Raw genomic sequence first — 15828 nt, 5'->3', positions numbered from 1 at the left:
TGGGGGGGCGGTTCGCACCTAAGACATGATCGCATGTAAGACATGGGTGACAATCTCGTGCCGAACGGATTGTCGATGGTCTGCAAGCTTCTCCCCTCCAGCATCTGAACCGCAGCCTTGCGGTACGGGATTCACCGGTTGGGGCGCCGCCTGTCAGAAGGCCCCGGCCAGCGTCAGCCGCAGGGCCAAGGGTTCGGCGGGATGGACGTGACGATCGCCGACGCCGCCGAGCGGTTCGCCTGGTAGCCGGGACAGATAATAATACTCGATCTGGTTGGTTTTGGCATTGAACAGGTTCAGCGCGTCGAGCTGGAGGCGTAGGCCGTTGTCAAAACGATAGCCGGCGCGGGCATTGAAGATCAGCGACGCCAGCGAGCGCTCGCTGCCGTCCTCGACCAGTGGTCGCACGCCGAAATAACGACCCTTGAGTGCGCCAAACCAGCCGGTCTCGCGCCCGAATGTGAGACCGGCGCTAGCAACCCATGCCGGCGCGCCGGGGATCATGTTGCCGGCCGGATCGACATCGGTGAAGCGCGCACGCGTGTACGCAAGGTCGAGATCGACGCCCAGCCACGGAAGCGGCCTGTACTGATTAGTCCACTCGACACCGACGCGCCGGCTCGGGCGGCTCGGCTCGGTGGTGCCGGCGTCACCGACGAACAGCAACTCGGAATCGAAGTCGAGTACGAACACCGCGAGCGCGGTGGTGAGCCCGGTGATCGACCGGTTGCGCACGCCGAGTTCGGCCCCCTTCGACCGCACCAGCAGCGGCACCCGGTCCAGCGGCGTGGTCTTGTCGGTCGGATCGACGGTGATGGTGGCGCCGCGGATATCGTTGCTGTGCAGGCCGGTGCCGGCATTGCCGTAGAACTCGGTCGAGACCCACGGGCCGAGTACGATTCCGACTTTGGGGCTGGTCATCGACGCGGAGGCCGAGCCTGAATTCGCCGGCGTATCGCTGCTGACGCGACCGTTGAAGAAATCTTCGCGCACGCCGGCGCTGGTGCGCAGCCAGTCGGTCCAGCGCACCGTCGTGTCGGTCCATAATCCCAGCGACTGTTCCTGCACGTCGTCGGCGCGCACCGTCGACAGCCAGTCGCGCTGCAACGTCTTGGTAAGTCCGAGACTGATGGCGTCGGCGCGGCTCTGCAGGCCGACGCGGGTTTCCACCGGCAACCCGGCAAAGCGATAGTCGAAGCGCTGGGCGCCGGACAGCCCGACCACCGTTCGACGGTCGTACTGATTGAACTGATCGCCATTGATCGGATCATCGAGAAAGTAGGTGAAATTGTTGTAGAGCTGCAGCGACGAGCGGATCACATAGGCATTGATGTCGGTCTGGCCGATGTCGCTCGAGCGCGCGAACCGGCCGGACAGGCTGAAGCGGTTGGCAATGCCGCCATCGGTCGGATCGAGCGAGCCGTAGCGACCGATGATGCCTTGATCAAGCGCGCGCTGCGCCACCTGGTCGGTCGAGGTCCAACGGTTTGCATAGGCCATACCGGTCAGCGAGAAGCCATCCGTCGGCGTGCCCTGGCTGTAGCGCAGCACGCCGTTGAGCTTGCGGATTTTGTCCGGCACATCCCATGGCCCGTTGTAGCTGTTCGCCTCAAAGGCAGCGAGCAACGTCCCCTCGCCTGCTTTGGTCGAGCCCGCGCCGAGCAGCCGGCGATAGCCGAAACTGCCGAGCGTGACCTCGGCGAGAGTCTTCGGCATCGCACGTAAGTAATCGATGCTGACCGCCCCGGCCGAGCCGAAGTCACCGATATCGGCGAAATATGGCCCCTTGCGCAGCGTCATCGCGCTGATCAGCTCGGGGATCATGAAATTGATGTCGGCGTAGCCCTGGCCATGGCCGTGCGTCGGCATGTTGACCGGCATCCCGTCGACAGTAATCGCCAGATCCGTGCCGTGATCGAGATTGAAGCCGCGCAGGAAATACTGGTTGGCCTTACCCTCTCCCGAGTGCTGGGTGACGACCAGCCCGGGCACGGCTTCCAACACCTCGCCGACGCGCGAGAACGGCACCGCGTTCAGCTCAGCGCCACTGATGATGCGCGCACTTGCTGCCTGATCTTGAGGCGCGCTCATCGGCGTCGACGCTGCGCCGGCGGAAGTCGACGCCGCAGCAGCGGTGGGAGCCGACGCCGGCAAGCGCGCCTGTTGCGAGGCGGTCCGCCGAGATGAGTGACTCACGCCGCCACGCGTCCCGCGGGACGGTGCATCAATCGCGATTTCCGGCAGCGACTGCACCTGCGTCTGCTGCGTCGGCGCCTGCGCCGCTGCCGACATGGCACCGAGGCCGAACATCACACAGCCGGCTGCGCCGCATCTTACTACCACTCGCCGAGATACGTGACTTACCACATCGCCACCACCGCGCCTCGCTTTGCAAGACGCGCCCGCCCTGATCTGCTATCGCTGGCGGTCCCGGCAGAACGCCCCTACGCTTAGCGTGCCACGCGTAGTATGACGATGTCAACAAAACTGCATACCACCAAGAGGCCAAGCGATGCACCGCGTGACGATCACTTTGGACGACGACCTGATGGAGAGACTCGACGCCATCATCGCGGTGCGTGGCTACCAGAATCGTTCCGAGGCCATCCGGGATCTGGCGCGGATTGGGATCCAGCAGACGTCCGCGCACGACAGCGGCGAACGTTGCGTCGGTGCGATGGTCTACACCTACGATCATTCCAAGCGCGATTTGCCGCGCAAGCTGACGCAGAGCTTCCACAATCATCACGACCTGTCGCGCGCGACCATGCATGTGCATCTCGACCACGATCAGTGTCTCGAGGTCACAATCCTCGACGGCAAGGCTAGCGAGCTGCAGCACTTTGCCGACCATATCTTTTCCGAACGCGGCGTGCGCTATGGCCGGCTGGTGACCATCCCCACCATGGATGACGAGCAGCACACCCACGACTGACGCGTCAGCGCGCGACGGCTGCACCGCAGCGTCGGCCTGCGGTGTCATCACTTCGCCGGAGTCCGGGCAGGCAAATTCCCGGATGTTATCGCCCGCGACGACTGGCCGCCACGGACGATGATTCTCGCGCTCAGCAGCCGAACGGAGGAGTTGGCTCCACCGTCGCGGCATCAAGGAGCCCTCGCCCGCCGCCTGTAAGCCCTGCCGAGGCCGTTTTCAGCTCCGGTCACAATCGATTGGCCCCGGCGCGAAGCCCCACTTCGCTGCGTCGGCGAAAGTGTTTCTTTCGGCTTAATCGCGCCCACATCCGACCGGTTCAGCAATTAGCAAAGATGTAAACTGAAGGTGGTAGACCGCCGGGATTGAACGTATTTGAGGACGATATGACAGATAATCTTCAAGGATTTTATCGAGCCGAGTTTGAGACCGCGCGCAAGAAGGCCCACGGTGTCGTTGTGCTGCATGACGGACAGATCCGCGGCGGCGATTCCGCCTTCGCCTATTTCGGCTCCTACACCCAGAACGGCTTCGCCGTGTCGGGCACCCTGCGCGGCGTCCGCCACGCCAACGCCGATGATCCCGATCACTCCTCGGTGTTCGGTATCGACCCGACCGAGGTCAGCTTCGACGGCTTCGCCAAGAACGGCTATGTCTCGATCGAAGGCGCCGCACGGGAGACGCCAAGCTTGGCGCTTCGCGCCATTCTGACACGGATCGGGGATTGAGCCGCCCTTCGACCGCTCCAAGCGGCCACGTCGGCCGCCCGATCGAATGCAGATCAGCAATGGGATCAGCATGGCCATTCCGGAAAAGCGCAAATTCCCGCGGGTCGGTTTCGAACGCGGCGTCGATGCTTGGATCATGTCAATCGACGGCACCTGGCGCCTCAGATGCAAGATGCGCGACGCATCCGCGCAAGGCGCGCGGCTAAAGCCCGCGTCAATGGAGAAGCTCAAAGAGAAGGAGTTCTTCCTCCTACTCTCCTCGACCGGGCTTGCCTATCGGCGCTGCGAGCTGGCGTGGATCAATGGCGACGAGATCGGCGTCAAATTTCTTCAAATGAAACGCTGAGCAGCGCGCGTTCTTCTCCAAGTGTTATAGCAACCAATCTAGCGCGCAGGCATCGTCCACGCGATCGCGGACCTGATCGTTCAGCTCGGCGGCTTCAGTTCCGGCGACGACAACCATCCTTCGATGTTCGCCGCAGTGTCGAGCTGACGCGCAAGCTTGATCAGCCGTTCACGCTCGGCATCCGGCGCGGCTTCGGCCCGATCACGAAATACGCCCGCTTCTTCGGTCAGACGTTGATTGAGAGGCTTCGGACTACAAGGCGGACGGGGGCGCATGAACTCCTCCGTATCATTCGAGTTGGCGGAGCGCGGTGAGCGTTCGCAGCCCGTGAATGCCGGGACGGCGCGAAGACGCATCCAGTATGGCAAAGCCAGCACAAAATGCCAATGACAATAATGTGCAGAACGCTTCATCAATCCGCGTGATCGATGTTTCACAAACATCATCTGCCGCGTAGCAGTGCATTGAACGCAACTGAACCGCGCAAACGCGATCGGACGCAGCGAACGTTGTAATTATCTACGCCACCGTAACGACTGAACGCATCTCCTTCAGCCTCCACTAACGATGTCGTAAGCGAAGCCACTGGCCAAGCCGATCTCCAACTACTTTTTAAGGCTCCTGGGCGAGGCTGCAGTCAGCGAGGGCGAACAACGTCCCTTGCGGATAGATTCAACAGGCAGGAAGGCAGTCATGGCATCGCTCGCACACGTGTCGGCTGAACTCGACAATCACAGCGCCCTTTATCGCGGCATGTACAATTTCCTCGTGCAGTTCATCGAACTGCTCGAGATCGATCGCCGCTAAAGCAGGATGAATTACCGTCAAGTCATTCCGCTTAAGCTTGCTGTTTGAGCACGATCCTCTCCAAGAGCCGGCATCCCCTTTTTGGGATCATGCTCTGAACAGTATAAGCGGTCGATCGAGCAGCCGTTCGATCAAATGAGACGGACAGTGAAGGCCTCGCGCGATGCGAGGCCTTTGCTGTTTCAGGCGCTGCGGCCAAGCGTCGACAATGCGAGCAGACGCGGCGCCTGCTCGCGCACCGCAGCGGCGATGCTGCGGTCGAGGCGGTCGAGCCAACGCTTCGGGATTGCCGCAAGGCCATAGGTCGCACCCGCGAGCATCGCCGCAAGCGCGCCGGTGGTGTCGGCGTCGCCACCGTGGTTGACGGTAGCGATCACGCAGTCGGCGAACGATTCCGTTCTGAAGTAATGATACAGAACGGTCTGCATGGTATCGACCACATAGGCCGACGATTGCCCGCGATACGGCGCAAACTTGAAGCTGCGGTGGGTCTCGACCAACTCGTCCGCGACCGCGCGGGCGGCATCACGCCCCTCGCCGGCGAGCAGCGCCTGCAGCATCCGCACCAGCGCCAATGCTGCGGCGTCCGACAACGGATGATGATGCGTGATGTGGCCTTGCGCCACCGTCCAGGCCTCGGCTTCCGCCGGCCGGCCGAACGTCGCGAGCGCCAGCGGCAGGATCCGCATCGCGGCGCCGTTGCCGGCGTCGCCTTCGAAATACGGCCCTTCGATACTGCCATTGGTGATGTAACGGCGGATGCCGCGCCGGCAGGTGCTGCCGACATCGACCGGGCCGGTCTTCAGCCAGGCGGCGAACTCCTCGCAGACATCGCGCACATCCATGCCACCGCAGCGGATCAGCGAGCGGCCGAGCGCCAGCGCCATGTCGGTATCGTCGGTCACCTGCCCCGGCTTCAGCCGCAGCCAGCCGCCGCCGATGATGTCCTTGTGGACCCCGTGACGCTCGATGATCTCCGACGGCGTCATGAATTCGACGGTGGCGCCGAGCGCGTCCCCGATGGCGAAGCCGAGATAGGCCGCCAGCGCCCGATCCTCGATGTGGGGTATCGTCATCGCGCCCTCAAAAATAGCTCGCGGTGACGCGATAGGCGCCGCCGATCACCAGATACTCGCCCTCGCCCTTCAACGGATGCGCTGAGAGCAGCCGGTTGAAGAACAGGATCTTCGGCACCGGGACCCGCACTGTCAGAATGGTGTCGCCGAAACAGTCGGCGATGCTGCGGTCCGACGAAAACGAAGTCAGATTGTTGAGCCGCATCACGACGTGCCGCCTGTCGAACCGCTGCACGATCTGGTGTTCGTCGAACGCGTTGACGCCGCGATACAGAGTGACATGGGTGCTGCCGGCCGCGGCGAAATGCGCCAGCGCCCATTGGCAGAACTCGAACAGCAGATCGAGCTGCACGTAGATCGCGTTGTTGTGGAAGCGGCTGGACATCTTCTCTTCGACATAGGTCGTCCACGCCGGGCTCGCGATCCGCCGGATCGCCTCCTTGTGAAAGGTCGGGAAGATCCCGAACCGGCTTTCGACCCAGCCCTTCAGAACGGCGCCTTCTGCGCCGTTGCTGTCGAAGCCCCAGCCCTTGATCAGATCGAGAAACGACGAACGGAAGCGGCCGCGGCCGTTGACGTTGCGCAGGCGCTGTTCCGGATCGATGCCGAACAACGCAGCCATGTAGCAGGAGAACGCTTCGCCTGCGTCGGCGAGGTCGCGGGCCTGGTCCAGCATCTCGAACAGGCTCGGATTCATCTCGCGCACCCCGGCGATGTGCAGCGGCACCGGCTGGTCGTTGAACGCGACGTCGGTGAGAAACTCCATCGGCACGCCGAGGAGATTCGTGGAATGACCGATGCCCCCTGCTGAGGTCAATTGCGCCGGCCCTGCCGCTTGCGCCCGCAGGCGCTTCAACGAAGTCACGGCCCCTCGTCTAGCGGAGGCCGCCGCGACTGCCTATGCTCAACTCGGCTAACCGGCGCGCGGAACTGCGGCCGCGGCGGAGCGGTCAGCGCGCCCGCGCCAGCGTCTCAGACGGCAACTCGCCGTGCTTCTGGCGATAATCATGGGCGAAATGGCCGAGATTGCTGAAACCGCATGCGAAAGCCACTGAGGTCACCGAGCGCGACGGGTCGCCTTGCATCAGCATCTCGCGAGCCTTGTTTAGCCGCACCGCCTTGGCGAACGCCATCGGCGAGTAGCCGCGATGTTTCTGAAACGCCTTGAACAGGCTGCGCACGCCGACATTGGTCACGGCGGCGAGGTCGGTGATCGTGATCGACCTGTTCCAGCTCGCCGCGACGTATTCCTCGGCGACACGAACATAGTCCGGCGCGGTGTCCGGCGCATCGCGATCGAGTTGATTGCTGAAATTGTGCCGCACCACACTCAAGAACGACACCATCAGCGCATGCTCCAACTCACGCAGCATCAACGGCGGCAGCGGCGCCTGCTCCTGATCGACGTTCTGGGCGAGGAACATACCGAAATCGCGCAGCGCGCGCGCGCCATGATGGTCGAGCCGCGTCGACGGCACAAACACCAGCGTGCCCCGCGGCCTGACGCCCAGCATCGCTTCGAGCGTGGCCATCAGCTTCGCGTTGGAAAAACGGATCACCATCTGCTCGTAGCCGGCGCCGAACTCGAGCCGCGACGGCATCCCGGCCGTCGAAACGCCCATGCAGTCCTGGTCGACGTCGACGGCTGAAGCGCCGGACGATGTCCGCGCCGATCCGCCGAGCGCGATCTGCAGCCGCGCGAAATCCGTCTCGGGAAAGCTCGCGACGGCGGGAGCCGCATAGCGGCAGAAACCGAATCCCGTCGCATCGAGATTCACGAAGCTGCCGAACCCCTCGAATCCCTCGGCCGCGGCGGAAAACGCCTGCGCACCGTAGAAATTGATCATCGCGTGGCGCATCTCTTCGGTGTTCCGGGTGTGGACAACCGGTGACCGGTTGAGCGGGTAGCTCAACTCAATGGCGCTCGAGGAGACATCTGACATGCAGTGAAAACTCCGTCGTGATGGCCAGCCCGCCAGGAGCTCCGTCGGGAACCTAGTATTTAGACGCAGTTTCGACCGCTCAATTCCGGACACAGTCGCCCAAAGACTGCTCTTCTGAGGAATTTACGGAAAACTGATGCAAAAATGCCGCAATTGCGAAGCGGAGCGGTGCTGCTCGAGCAACTCGCGCGGACCGTCCCCGGGCGCACGGATCAAGCGGGGAATCTCAGAATGGCGGTTCGGAGACCAGCCTCGTCGCGGGTAAACCACCATGGCCCTTTCCCCGATGGTTGGGCTTTGCTAAGCCGCTGTCATTCCAACGCGGAAGGGTGGCCGAGTGGTTTAAGGCACCGGTCTTGAAATTCGCTAACGGCCGTCCGTTCCCGTCTCGTTCTTTCCCATAAAGTCCCAATTCATAAGGGAAAACGCATAGGGCGGGACCTGTTGATCCCGCCCTATGTCGTCGTCTGTTACGGAGTTGGGTTGCAGAATGGTAGCAATCTGTTCGCCGGCTGTTCTCTCAGTCGCACCTTGCCGCCGCGGCCTTGGCCTCCACGATCGCCGTTGCTCGGATTGCCGGGTCAGGCGAACATGCCCGCCTCAAGAGGTCGAGCACCTGCGCTTGCGTCTGCGGATCAGCTTCGCGCCATGCGGTGATGATTTCTCTGGCAAGATCGTCATTCATGCCGCGCGCCCCTCATACACCAGCCCGCGCTGCAGGCACTCCACCTTGGTCCGCGCCAGCGCCGTGGATGCCTTCACCCACCGCCAGCGCGCCGCTAGTACCCGCTCTCGTTCTGCGTTGGTCTGGCGCCGCTCAGGGTACTGCTCGTAATAAATCGTCCTGCCGTCGCGCTGGATCACATACGGCTGGTGGCCCGCGGCGATCAGCGCGTCGAGATATTCGCCCGGGTCGAAGGCGGCGTTACCCGCTTCCTCGTTCTCCCAGCCAGCCGCGGGCGCCAGGAGGTCGCCAAGCGCGGTCGCGGCATAACCGACCACTCGCCCGAGCAATCTGGATTGGAGCCCCTGCGCCTCAAAGGGGCCGTCTGACAAGCCGCTGTAAACGGGAATCCCGCCTGAGCCGCCAGCGATCTGGCGCCAACCCCGGAGTTCTCCGGTCCACCAGACCAGTTGCTCCGGCCCGGTCTCGGTGATCTGGCAATGGCCGCTCCGGACCTGGACGATTTCCCGTCGACGGTTGCCGGTTTCGTGCTGGACCACGAACAATTCGCCGTGCTGAACGTCGCAGTCGGTCGTGTCCACCACCGCGAACTCGCGCTCGTTCAGATGTGGCGCCGACGAATCATCGGGGACGCGCAGGGTCTTGTGACCGGGTGGTAATTTTGAAAATTGTGTCAGGGCGCGGAATGACGCCTCGGCGTTCTTTCGTGCTGGGGTTTTCATGGTGATGGTCCAGGGTTTGGCTTCTGACAGCCGTTACCGCCATCGGGGCGGCAGCCGGGGGGTCAGAACCAGCCTGGACGACTGGTCGGCAGCGCTTTTAAGCCGCTAAGCTCTGGACATAGCGCACCGCCCCCGGCATATTAGCCGAGTTGGTGCGCCGCCAAGCGCTACCGATGAGCGCCTGAGGAAACCCGCCAAGGTCTCCTACGCGCATTCGGGCAGGCCCCGCCAAGGGCCGCCTTAGTCCAAGTCCGGGTTCTGACACCCACGGACACGATAAGCCGATTTGCTAAACGAAATCCACCCCTTCTCGGGGCGCTTCGGCGCGTCTTATGGCTGCCTCTTTCCAAGGTTCAGATCCCTGCGCGGTGTTAAATTTGAAGCCGCGCAACGGCATTCTCACACAAGGAATAGGCTTATGACTTTTCTGGAACTTCCCGAACTGATCCGCGACCGAACTCGTACGCACTTCGATTCGAACGACCACTTCATTCGCGGCGAGATGCAAGCATATCGCGACGCTCGTCATGTTGTGGCGCTGCTGGATGAGCGCGTTCGCGAATTTTGCGTAGCCCACCGCGCCGGACGTGTGACGAGCTGACGAAACGTTACGTCCACCGTTACGGTGACCGTTACGGTGACCGTTACGGTCGGATGCGCTTTTTCAATCGTCGCAACCTGCGAAGAATGAAAGCCGATCCGACCTTAACCCGAGGGTTAACCTCACCAATTGGTTTCCGCACAAGTTGTGCAGAAACCCGTGACGGCAGCGAGGCCGGAATCCCGACCACGCAAAGGTGTTGCAACTTGCAACACCTTGCCCTTGCCGCCAGAAACGTGGGCAAGTTGCCCACCTTTCGCGACAACTTGTCGCGAAACCTCGCGGCGGCAAGGTGTTCCAGACTCGAACACCCTTTGCTGCGGAAAGTGGGGCAAGTTGCCCCAGTTTCGCACCACCTACCCGATTTGGTCGAAGCTCAGCAGCACCACCGCCGCGGCGCACTGGTAATGCACCGCCTCGGATTCCATGCCTGGCGGCACCATGTCGGCCCCGCGGCCGATTGGGATGACGTTGGCCGCGTGGCAGGACACGCCGGCACCACCGCGCCGAAAGTCGATTGCCGCGCCCCTTGCGCGCCCGCTCTGGTTGCGGAAACTATGCCGTGCCATTGGGGGACATCGGATGTCCGAAGTTACGGACTTCATCGCGCTGGACGTCGAGACGGCGAATGCCGACTTCGGCAGCATATGCTCTATCGGACTCGTGCATTTCCGAGCCGGAGAGGTCTTCAAATCGCTTACGATCCTGGTCGACCCGGAAGACGATTTCGATCCGGTCAATATCGGCATCCATGGAATCCGCCCTGAAGACGTCGCGGGAAAGCCGACGATGGCGCGGGTTTTTCCCGTCATTAGCACCGCGCTCCAGGACACGGCCATTGTCCATCACAGCCCGTTCGATCGGACTGCACTTGCCCGCGCAGCTGGCAAATACGGCACGGGCGGTTTGCCATGTACGTGGCTCGACAGCCTACAGGTTGCTCGCCGAACGTGGACCGGGCTTCGAGACGACGGCGGCTATGGGTTAGCCAATCTGGCCCGCGCATTCGGCATCCACTTCAAACACCACGACGCCGCGGAGGATGCCCGGGCCGCAGGCCTGGTGTTGCTTAGGGCGATTAGCGAGGGTGGTGTCACACTGCAGCAATGGGTTGATGAGCTCGGCTATGAATCGACCGCAACCAGCAAACCGTTGCGACGGACGAGGCCGAGCTATGCGACGAAGTGCGCTCAATCAGGCGCGGCTACCGGACCGCTGGCGGGCGAAACCATACTTTTCACGGGCGCGCTGCAGATTCCCCGGGCTGAGGCCGCCCGCGCTGCCGCTGGGGCCGGTTGCGACGTGGTGGACAGCATATCGAGAAAGGTCACGATTCTCGTCGTCGGCGATCAGGATCTCCGCTTCACCCGCGGGCAAGAGAAAAGCTCGAAGCACCGTAAGGCGGAGGAGATGATCACCAGGGGACATGCAATGAAGATCGTCGGAGAAACCGACTTCATGGCGATGGTCAGTGGTTAGCAGTATCCAAACCCATATATAGTAATTCATCCTCAAGGATAAGTGAGTCCCGACATGGTTGGCATCGACCGTAACACCGGAAAAGTCATAGATCGCACCCAGCACATTATCCAATCGATCGAGGTTCTTTTGACAACGCCGCTGGGAACAAGAGTTATGCGGAGAGACGTCGGATTTGAGATCTTGGACGAATCCGGAAAACCTCGTCACGGCTATGATTCCGACGCCATCGAGGCCGCCGCAAAAAAGGCGCTCTCGATCTATGAGCCACGCATTGACGTTGATTCAATACAGTCGGTGTTTTCCGATGGCCTCTTATCAGCAATCACGGTCAATTACCGCGACCGTGAAGATGGCAAATCTGGAATTGTTACGGTCCGCTACTGACCGCCGACAACAGGCGGCGGCCTTTGGCGCTCTTTCGCGAGCACTCGAAAGGCAACTGGAACAAATGACCGACGAAGAGGAGAAGGTGTTCCTCGCGGAAACTGCGCTCGACGCTCACGAATGGCGTGGTGTAGGCCAACTCGCCAATGCAATCGATATCTTTGAACCCCTGGCGAAACGCGGCAACCTTGGCGAGGTTGTGGCCGATAGACTCGTGTCACTTGGGTTGGCCGAAAAGGGTCGGTCTTCTGATCGGTACTTCGCCATCGGCATGAAAGTCGGTTATCGCCTGAGCCCGCTTGGATGGAAGATTTTGGATCGGGGCCGATTTCCGCGACGTCGGCGCTCCACATAGGGAGTCGTGTAGGATGGCAATCACCTTCTGGGATTTGACAGTGCCGGAGCGTCGCTGCCTCGATAGACTTTCCATGGACGAACCACTCAGCAATATGCCCGGGGTCGGACAACCGTCCGTCGATAGACTGATACAGTTTGGCCTTGTCGAAAAGTCACCGAACACTCCTTTCGTAGCCGACATGCACTATCGCAGAACAGTGGAAGGCGATCAGGTTTACGAGAAGATGTGGCGGGCAAACCGCATTCCGCGATAGCCCGATCTCCGTTACAGCGAATCGCGCACTTGGCAGGGGTGCTGCCATCTCGTTTCTATTCAAAAGCTCGCCATATCCTCGGTGAAGGCATCGGAATCATAGAACGACCGCGTCTCCGAAGCCGCAGCGCGCGACACCGCCATCCACGTCGCCACCGCGCCATCCACTCTATCCCGCGACTTGCCCTTGTGCATGGTGCGGTTGCCGGCGCTGTCGGTGTGGATGGCGACGTTGTCGAAGCACCACCGTAAGACCGGGTGACCACCGTGCAGCAGCTTTCCGGCCAGGATGACGCGCTCCAGTTCGTTGAGCGCCGGCGACTGCGTCACCCAGCCTTGACGAATCGTCGCGGTCGGCAGCCCGTCATCGGTCAGCGGCCCCATCACCGCCTGCGCATACGCCGGATCGAAACCGATCTCCCGCACGTCGAACCGCTCATTGAGACCACGAATGCAGGCCTCAACGGCGCTGTAATCGATCACGTTGCCCGGCGTGGGAGCCAGGTGGCCGGCCGCAGCCCAAGCGGGGTACGGGACACCGTCGCGATCGGCGCGCGCGCGCAAATTGTCGCCGGGGCAGAAGAAATGCGGCAACACCACAAAATCGTCGTCCTTGCGGATGCAGGCCACCACCGCGGTCAGGTCGGTCGTGGTCGACATATCCACCCCGATCCAACACGGCAGACCGTCTAGGCCGTCCGGCAACGCGCCGCCGCCCCGGTCATAAATCTGCATGTCCACAAACGGGTCGGTCGAGTGATCGAGCCAAACATTCAAATTGTATTGGCGAAACGTCTCGCGAGCCGTGATGCTGGTTTCGCCCTCACGCGCAAGCTGGCGCAGGCCTTCGATATCCTGGTATCCGAGAGCCAAACCGGGATTTGCGGCGTACCACAGCGCCTCATCCTTCCAGTCGGCATCCGCCGCCGTCTCGAACAGGATCGGCAGCATGGTTGGGTCAATAATCTCGCCGCTTGCGACTTTGCGCGCGCGATCGACGATCTCGAAGGCGATATTCTCTTGGCCGCGGCCACTGGTCGTCGCCACCACCAACAGCGAACCCTGCGACTTCACCATCGCCGACTTCAATGCTTTCCAGAGTTCGGCGTTTCTCCAGATGTGCAATTCGTCGGCAAACACGAAGGCTGGGGTCCGGCCGTGCTGCGTCCCGGCGTCGCCGCTGATCGCCTCGAGGAAAGACCCGTCCCGAATGAAGTGGATGGTTTTCACCGAATTGTGCGCGTCGTAAATCCGCGTCGCCGCGACCAGGCGCTTGTCTTCCCGCACGATGCCGGCGGCCTCGCGGAAGCCATAGCCGGCCTGTTTGCGATCGGATGCCGCGAGGATGTTTTCGCCGCCCGGCACCCGCTCCGGGCCGATGGTGTGCAGCAGCGACAGCGCGCCGGCCAATGACGTCTTGCGATTACCGCGAGCAATTACCAATACAACTGTCTTGACGACACGGGTGCCGTCCTCATTGCGGGGTCCATAAATGCGGCGGATGATGCGCTCCTGCCATTCATCCAGCCGAAAGGCTCGCTTTGGCAACGTACTCTTGGGATGACGTAGCGCGCGCAAGAACTGCACGGCTCTTTCACCGTGGCCTAGCGGATCAGCGATTTCGCTGCCGTCAAAAATCCAGTGGGGATACGTCTTCGTCATCATCATCTTTCCGCACTGCCGGCCGCGATCGGCTTACAGGTGTGAGACCGAGCTCCGAGGCAAGGCGCAGCGCGCGCGTCATAGCATCTGATTGGATGGCAACAGCCGGGTGCCGCTTCGGACCGGAGTCGCCGGAGAACACGTGGCCTTCGGCTTGCAGCGTCCGTTCCATTTCCCGCACGGTGCCGAGCGCGATGCAGTAATTTTCCAGTGAGCCCAGATCGGCCGTGGTTAGGATGCGCCGCTTGCGGACGATCGGGAATACGCGCCGCCATTCGGCCTTGGCGTCCTTCGACATCCACGACGGCGCCTTGATGTCCCGCAGCACCGTGCCGTTGTCGACCACCAGCGTCGGTTTCGTGCCGCGCATCAGGCCACCTGCCCTTGCGAAATCGTCCTGATCTCCAGGCCTCGCGCGCGGCCGATCTCCTTGGTCTCCTTGATGTCGTAGACGACGCCGTCATAGACCACGCGATCGATGTTGGTGACGCCCTCCAGGTAGCGCGTGCGAAACACGATAACGGTGTCCTGGCTGGTGGCGTAGTTGCGGATGAACTCCTCGGTCCCGGCCTGAATCAGTTGAGCGCGAAGCGTGGCGAGCGGCGCCCATTCCTGGATTTCATTTCCCATGCCGTCATCACCCGTGACGGTGAAACGCTGGATCTCAATCAGACTGTCGAGGTTGCCGGAACGCATGGCTCAGCCCGCCCAGCTCCAGTTCCGAAATTCGTTCACGATGTCGGCCACACCGATCGGCAGCGACTGCGCATTGACACCCACCAGCACCGCCTCGCGGTTTTCGTACCAATGCGCTGCCAGCTGGCAGACGCATTCCTTCAACGGCGCCGGAATCTTGGTCGGCGTGTACTGATCGGAGATCTTGAAGCCGAGCAGCTGTTCGATATGGCACTGCGCGGCACAGATCTTGCGCTCGATCAGTTCGTCGTCGACGTCCAGCGTCTGATTCAGCTGGGCCTTGACCTCTTCCAACGTGACGATCGCCATCTAAAAAACCTCAATTCGGGGATCTCTTGCGGGACTGAGAACCACTGGTCCCCACGCGATTTCGTGAAGACGTCGACTACCCCCGGGTAGCCTTACCGAAGCCGCCCTCACAGCGAATGTTCTGACGCAGGTTGCAGGGCGTGCAGGATGGCTTCCAATTGCTCCGATCCAGCCTGCGGCCTGGTGCCTGTCTGATGCTGACGATGTGACCGACAAGCGTGGCTGGCGCTCCACATGCACAGAGTTGGTGACCAGGCTCTGCGAGATAGGCCTTGCGCAGGGTCCGCCATTCGGCGTCATAGCCACGCCGTGAGGCCGATGGCCGCCCAGCATCATAAGCCTTGTCGGCTTCCCGCTTCCTGGCCTGCTGGCACGGGCACATGACCTCCTTGGGCAGCCGACGCCCGCAGCAACCACGGATGGATGGTGCGCGCATCGGCATGGCCGTTCCTCGATCAGGCCACCGGGCGGTTGCGGGCGTTGCCCAGCACGAACACCGCGCCGAGCGCGACGGACGTTCCGCTGTTCTTGGTCACCACCACCCGGACATAGCGCTTATGTCCGATGTAGCTTTGCTTGACCGTGGCATCGGCCGCCAGCGCCGCCGGCAACACACCGACCAACAGATCGGCCGGAACGTCGGTGAAGTCGCCGTCCGCGGTAGTCTCGGCCTCCTGCAGTTTGGCGGCAAAGCTTCCGGCTCCGACGACGGCACCGCTGTTGAGGATCAGGGCCGCGCCTTCATAGTCCTGCAGATCGACCGCGTTGCCCTTGATGGTCGCGGCCTGCACCGCGGGAGACAGCGCCAGGACGACGCCGATGTTTGAAGCAAGATCGCGCATGGT

General features: G+C 62.0%; 20 protein-coding genes. 7 read left to right on the top strand and 13 right to left on the bottom strand.

The annotated features are described in order from the left end of the window. Positions 1–153: 153 nt before the first annotated feature. Positions 154–2310, bottom strand: a complete 2157-nt coding sequence (locus BMY71_RS18350) for a TonB-dependent receptor (protein WP_092685660.1) — start codon at positions 2308–2310, stop codon at positions 154–156. Between the two features lie 202 nt (positions 2311–2512). On the opposite strand from BMY71_RS18350, the gene nikR reads away from it, so the two are divergent. From nikR to BMY71_RS18335, 3 genes are all read left to right on the top strand, one after another. After that, a complete protein-coding gene (nikR, locus tag BMY71_RS18345; RefSeq protein ID WP_011502823.1) occupies positions 2513–2935 on the top strand; it encodes a nickel-responsive transcriptional regulator NikR in 423 nt (140 codons plus the stop codon). 383 nt (positions 2936–3318) lie between these two features. Beyond that, a complete protein-coding gene (locus BMY71_RS18340) occupies positions 3319–3660 on the top strand; it encodes a GrlR family regulatory protein (protein WP_011502822.1) in 342 nt (113 codons plus the stop codon). Between the two features lie 46 nt (positions 3661–3706). Then, positions 3707–4006 (top strand): PilZ domain-containing protein, encoded by a 300-nt coding sequence (locus BMY71_RS18335; RefSeq protein WP_244526105.1) that lies wholly within the window; start codon positions 3707–3709, stop codon positions 4004–4006. Positions 4007–4086: 80 nt separating this feature from the next. Here BMY71_RS18335 and BMY71_RS18330 read toward each other — a convergent pair whose 3' ends face one another. The 6 genes from BMY71_RS18330 to BMY71_RS18310 form a co-directional block, all read right to left on the bottom strand. Then, positions 4087–4419: a hypothetical protein gene (locus BMY71_RS18330; protein ID WP_139202678.1), complete on the bottom strand. Its 333-nt coding sequence runs from the start codon at positions 4417–4419 to the stop codon at positions 4087–4089. A 576-nt stretch (positions 4420–4995) separates the two neighbouring features. Beyond that, positions 4996–5889, bottom strand: a complete 894-nt coding sequence (gene draG, locus BMY71_RS18325; protein WP_092685658.1) for an ADP-ribosyl-[dinitrogen reductase] hydrolase — start codon at positions 5887–5889, stop codon at positions 4996–4998. A gap of 7 nt (positions 5890–5896) precedes the next feature. Beyond that, positions 5897–6745 carry an NAD(+)--dinitrogen-reductase ADP-D-ribosyltransferase gene (locus tag BMY71_RS18320; RefSeq protein WP_092685656.1) on the bottom strand — a complete coding sequence of 283 codons (849 nt, stop codon included), beginning with the start codon at positions 6743–6745 and terminating at the stop codon, positions 5897–5899. A 94-nt stretch (positions 6746–6839) separates the two neighbouring features. Next, positions 6840–7832, bottom strand: coding sequence for an AraC family transcriptional regulator (locus BMY71_RS18315; RefSeq protein ID WP_011502817.1), 993 nt, complete (start codon positions 7830–7832; stop codon positions 6840–6842). 520 nt (positions 7833–8352) lie between these two features. Further along, a complete protein-coding gene (locus BMY71_RS24995) occupies positions 8353–8517 on the bottom strand; it encodes a hypothetical protein (protein WP_175557715.1) in 165 nt (54 codons plus the stop codon). After that, complete coding sequence (locus BMY71_RS18310; protein WP_139202677.1) at positions 8514–9239, bottom strand: C2 domain-containing protein; 726 nt, start codon at positions 9237–9239, stop codon at positions 8514–8516. Before BMY71_RS18310 ends, BMY71_RS24995 begins: the two co-directional genes overlap by 4 nt. Before the next feature lie 418 nt (positions 9240–9657). Here BMY71_RS18310 and BMY71_RS24495 point away from each other — a divergent pair, with 418 nt between their 5' ends. Next, complete coding sequence (locus BMY71_RS24495; protein WP_139202676.1) at positions 9658–9840, top strand: hypothetical protein; 183 nt, start codon at positions 9658–9660, stop codon at positions 9838–9840. Between the two features lie 356 nt (positions 9841–10196). Here BMY71_RS24495 and BMY71_RS25470 read toward each other — a convergent pair whose 3' ends face one another. Next, positions 10197–10331: a hypothetical protein gene (locus BMY71_RS25470; RefSeq protein ID WP_283804820.1), complete on the bottom strand. Its 135-nt coding sequence runs from the start codon at positions 10329–10331 to the stop codon at positions 10197–10199. Between the two features lie 91 nt (positions 10332–10422). On the opposite strand from BMY71_RS25470, the gene BMY71_RS18305 reads away from it, so the two are divergent. The 3 genes from BMY71_RS18305 to BMY71_RS24490 are packed head-to-tail and all read left to right on the top strand — an operon-like array spanning position 10423 to position 12061. Then, positions 10423–11319: an exonuclease domain-containing protein gene (locus tag BMY71_RS18305; protein ID WP_175557714.1), complete on the top strand. Its 897-nt coding sequence runs from the start codon at positions 10423–10425 to the stop codon at positions 11317–11319. A gap of 54 nt (positions 11320–11373) precedes the next feature. Further along, complete coding sequence (locus BMY71_RS18300; protein ID WP_092685650.1) at positions 11374–11706, top strand: GPW/gp25 family protein; 333 nt, start codon at positions 11374–11376, stop codon at positions 11704–11706. Next, a complete protein-coding gene (locus tag BMY71_RS24490) occupies positions 11672–12061 on the top strand; it encodes a hypothetical protein (RefSeq protein WP_175557713.1) in 390 nt (129 codons plus the stop codon). The genes BMY71_RS18300 and BMY71_RS24490 overlap by 35 nt, the downstream gene beginning before the upstream one ends. A gap of 315 nt (positions 12062–12376) precedes the next feature. Here BMY71_RS24490 and BMY71_RS18295 read toward each other — a convergent pair whose 3' ends face one another. From BMY71_RS18295 to BMY71_RS18270, 5 genes are all read right to left on the bottom strand, one after another. Next, positions 12377–13981 (bottom strand): terminase large subunit, encoded by a 1605-nt coding sequence (locus tag BMY71_RS18295; RefSeq protein WP_092685766.1) that lies wholly within the window; start codon positions 13979–13981, stop codon positions 12377–12379. Beyond that, a complete protein-coding gene (locus BMY71_RS18290; protein ID WP_092685648.1) occupies positions 13947–14348 on the bottom strand; it encodes a phage terminase small subunit P27 family in 402 nt (133 codons plus the stop codon). The genes BMY71_RS18295 and BMY71_RS18290 overlap by 35 nt, the downstream gene beginning before the upstream one ends. Beyond that, positions 14348–14674 (bottom strand): phage head closure protein, encoded by a 327-nt coding sequence (locus tag BMY71_RS18285; RefSeq protein ID WP_092685646.1) that lies wholly within the window; start codon positions 14672–14674, stop codon positions 14348–14350. Before BMY71_RS18285 ends, BMY71_RS18290 begins: the two co-directional genes overlap by 1 nt. Before the next feature lie 3 nt (positions 14675–14677). Then, the gene (locus tag BMY71_RS18280; RefSeq protein ID WP_092685644.1) at positions 14678–14983 is read right to left on the bottom strand and encodes a head-tail connector protein; all 306 of its coding nucleotides are present in this window, start codon (positions 14981–14983) and stop codon (positions 14678–14680) included. Between the two features lie 455 nt (positions 14984–15438). Beyond that, positions 15439–15825 (bottom strand): hypothetical protein, encoded by a 387-nt coding sequence (locus tag BMY71_RS18270; protein ID WP_092685640.1) that lies wholly within the window; start codon positions 15823–15825, stop codon positions 15439–15441. Between the last annotated feature and the right edge of the window lie 3 nt (positions 15826–15828).

The organism is Rhodopseudomonas pseudopalustris (assembly GCF_900110435.1).
In the GTDB taxonomy this organism is placed as follows: domain Bacteria; phylum Pseudomonadota; class Alphaproteobacteria; order Rhizobiales; family Xanthobacteraceae; genus Rhodopseudomonas; species Rhodopseudomonas pseudopalustris.
Note: the sequence above shows the minus strand (reverse complement) of the source record. Positions and strands in the feature narration are given on the sequence as shown.

Excerpts from the sequence above, each read along its gene's own strand:
- BMY71_RS18350 (WP_092685660.1), bottom strand. The coding sequence starts at position 2,310 with ATGTTCGGCCTCGGTGCCATGTCGGCAGCGGCGCAGGCGCCGACGCAG.
- nikR (WP_011502823.1), top strand. The coding sequence starts at position 2,513 with ATGCACCGCGTGACGATCACTTTGGACGACGACCTGATGGAGAGACTC.
- BMY71_RS18340 (WP_011502822.1), top strand. The coding sequence starts at position 3,319 with ATGACAGATAATCTTCAAGGATTTTATCGAGCCGAGTTTGAGACCGCG.
- BMY71_RS18335 (WP_244526105.1), top strand. The coding sequence starts at position 3,707 with ATGCAGATCAGCAATGGGATCAGCATGGCCATTCCGGAAAAGCGCAAA.
- BMY71_RS18330 (WP_139202678.1), bottom strand. The coding sequence starts at position 4,419 with ATGAAGCGTTCTGCACATTATTGTCATTGGCATTTTGTGCTGGCTTTG.
- draG (WP_092685658.1), bottom strand. The coding sequence starts at position 5,889 with ATGACGATACCCCACATCGAGGATCGGGCGCTGGCGGCCTATCTCGGC.
- BMY71_RS18315 (WP_011502817.1), bottom strand. The coding sequence starts at position 7,832 with ATGTCAGATGTCTCCTCGAGCGCCATTGAGTTGAGCTACCCGCTCAAC.
- BMY71_RS24995 (WP_175557715.1), bottom strand. The coding sequence starts at position 8,517 with ATGAATGACGATCTTGCCAGAGAAATCATCACCGCATGGCGCGAAGCT.
- BMY71_RS18310 (WP_139202677.1), bottom strand. The coding sequence starts at position 9,239 with ATGAAAACCCCAGCACGAAAGAACGCCGAGGCGTCATTCCGCGCCCTG.
- BMY71_RS24495 (WP_139202676.1), top strand. The coding sequence starts at position 9,658 with ATGACTTTTCTGGAACTTCCCGAACTGATCCGCGACCGAACTCGTACG.
- BMY71_RS18305 (WP_175557714.1), top strand. The coding sequence starts at position 10,423 with ATGTCCGAAGTTACGGACTTCATCGCGCTGGACGTCGAGACGGCGAAT.
- BMY71_RS18300 (WP_092685650.1), top strand. The coding sequence starts at position 11,374 with ATGGTTGGCATCGACCGTAACACCGGAAAAGTCATAGATCGCACCCAG.
- BMY71_RS24490 (WP_175557713.1), top strand. The coding sequence starts at position 11,672 with ATGGCAAATCTGGAATTGTTACGGTCCGCTACTGACCGCCGACAACAG.
- BMY71_RS18295 (WP_092685766.1), bottom strand. The coding sequence starts at position 13,981 with ATGATGACGAAGACGTATCCCCACTGGATTTTTGACGGCAGCGAAATC.
- BMY71_RS18290 (WP_092685648.1), bottom strand. The coding sequence starts at position 14,348 with ATGCGCGGCACGAAACCGACGCTGGTGGTCGACAACGGCACGGTGCTG.
- BMY71_RS18285 (WP_092685646.1), bottom strand. The coding sequence starts at position 14,674 with ATGCGTTCCGGCAACCTCGACAGTCTGATTGAGATCCAGCGTTTCACC.
- BMY71_RS18280 (WP_092685644.1), bottom strand. The coding sequence starts at position 14,983 with ATGGCGATCGTCACGTTGGAAGAGGTCAAGGCCCAGCTGAATCAGACG.
- BMY71_RS18270 (WP_092685640.1), bottom strand. The coding sequence starts at position 15,825 with ATGCGCGATCTTGCTTCAAACATCGGCGTCGTCCTGGCGCTGTCTCCC.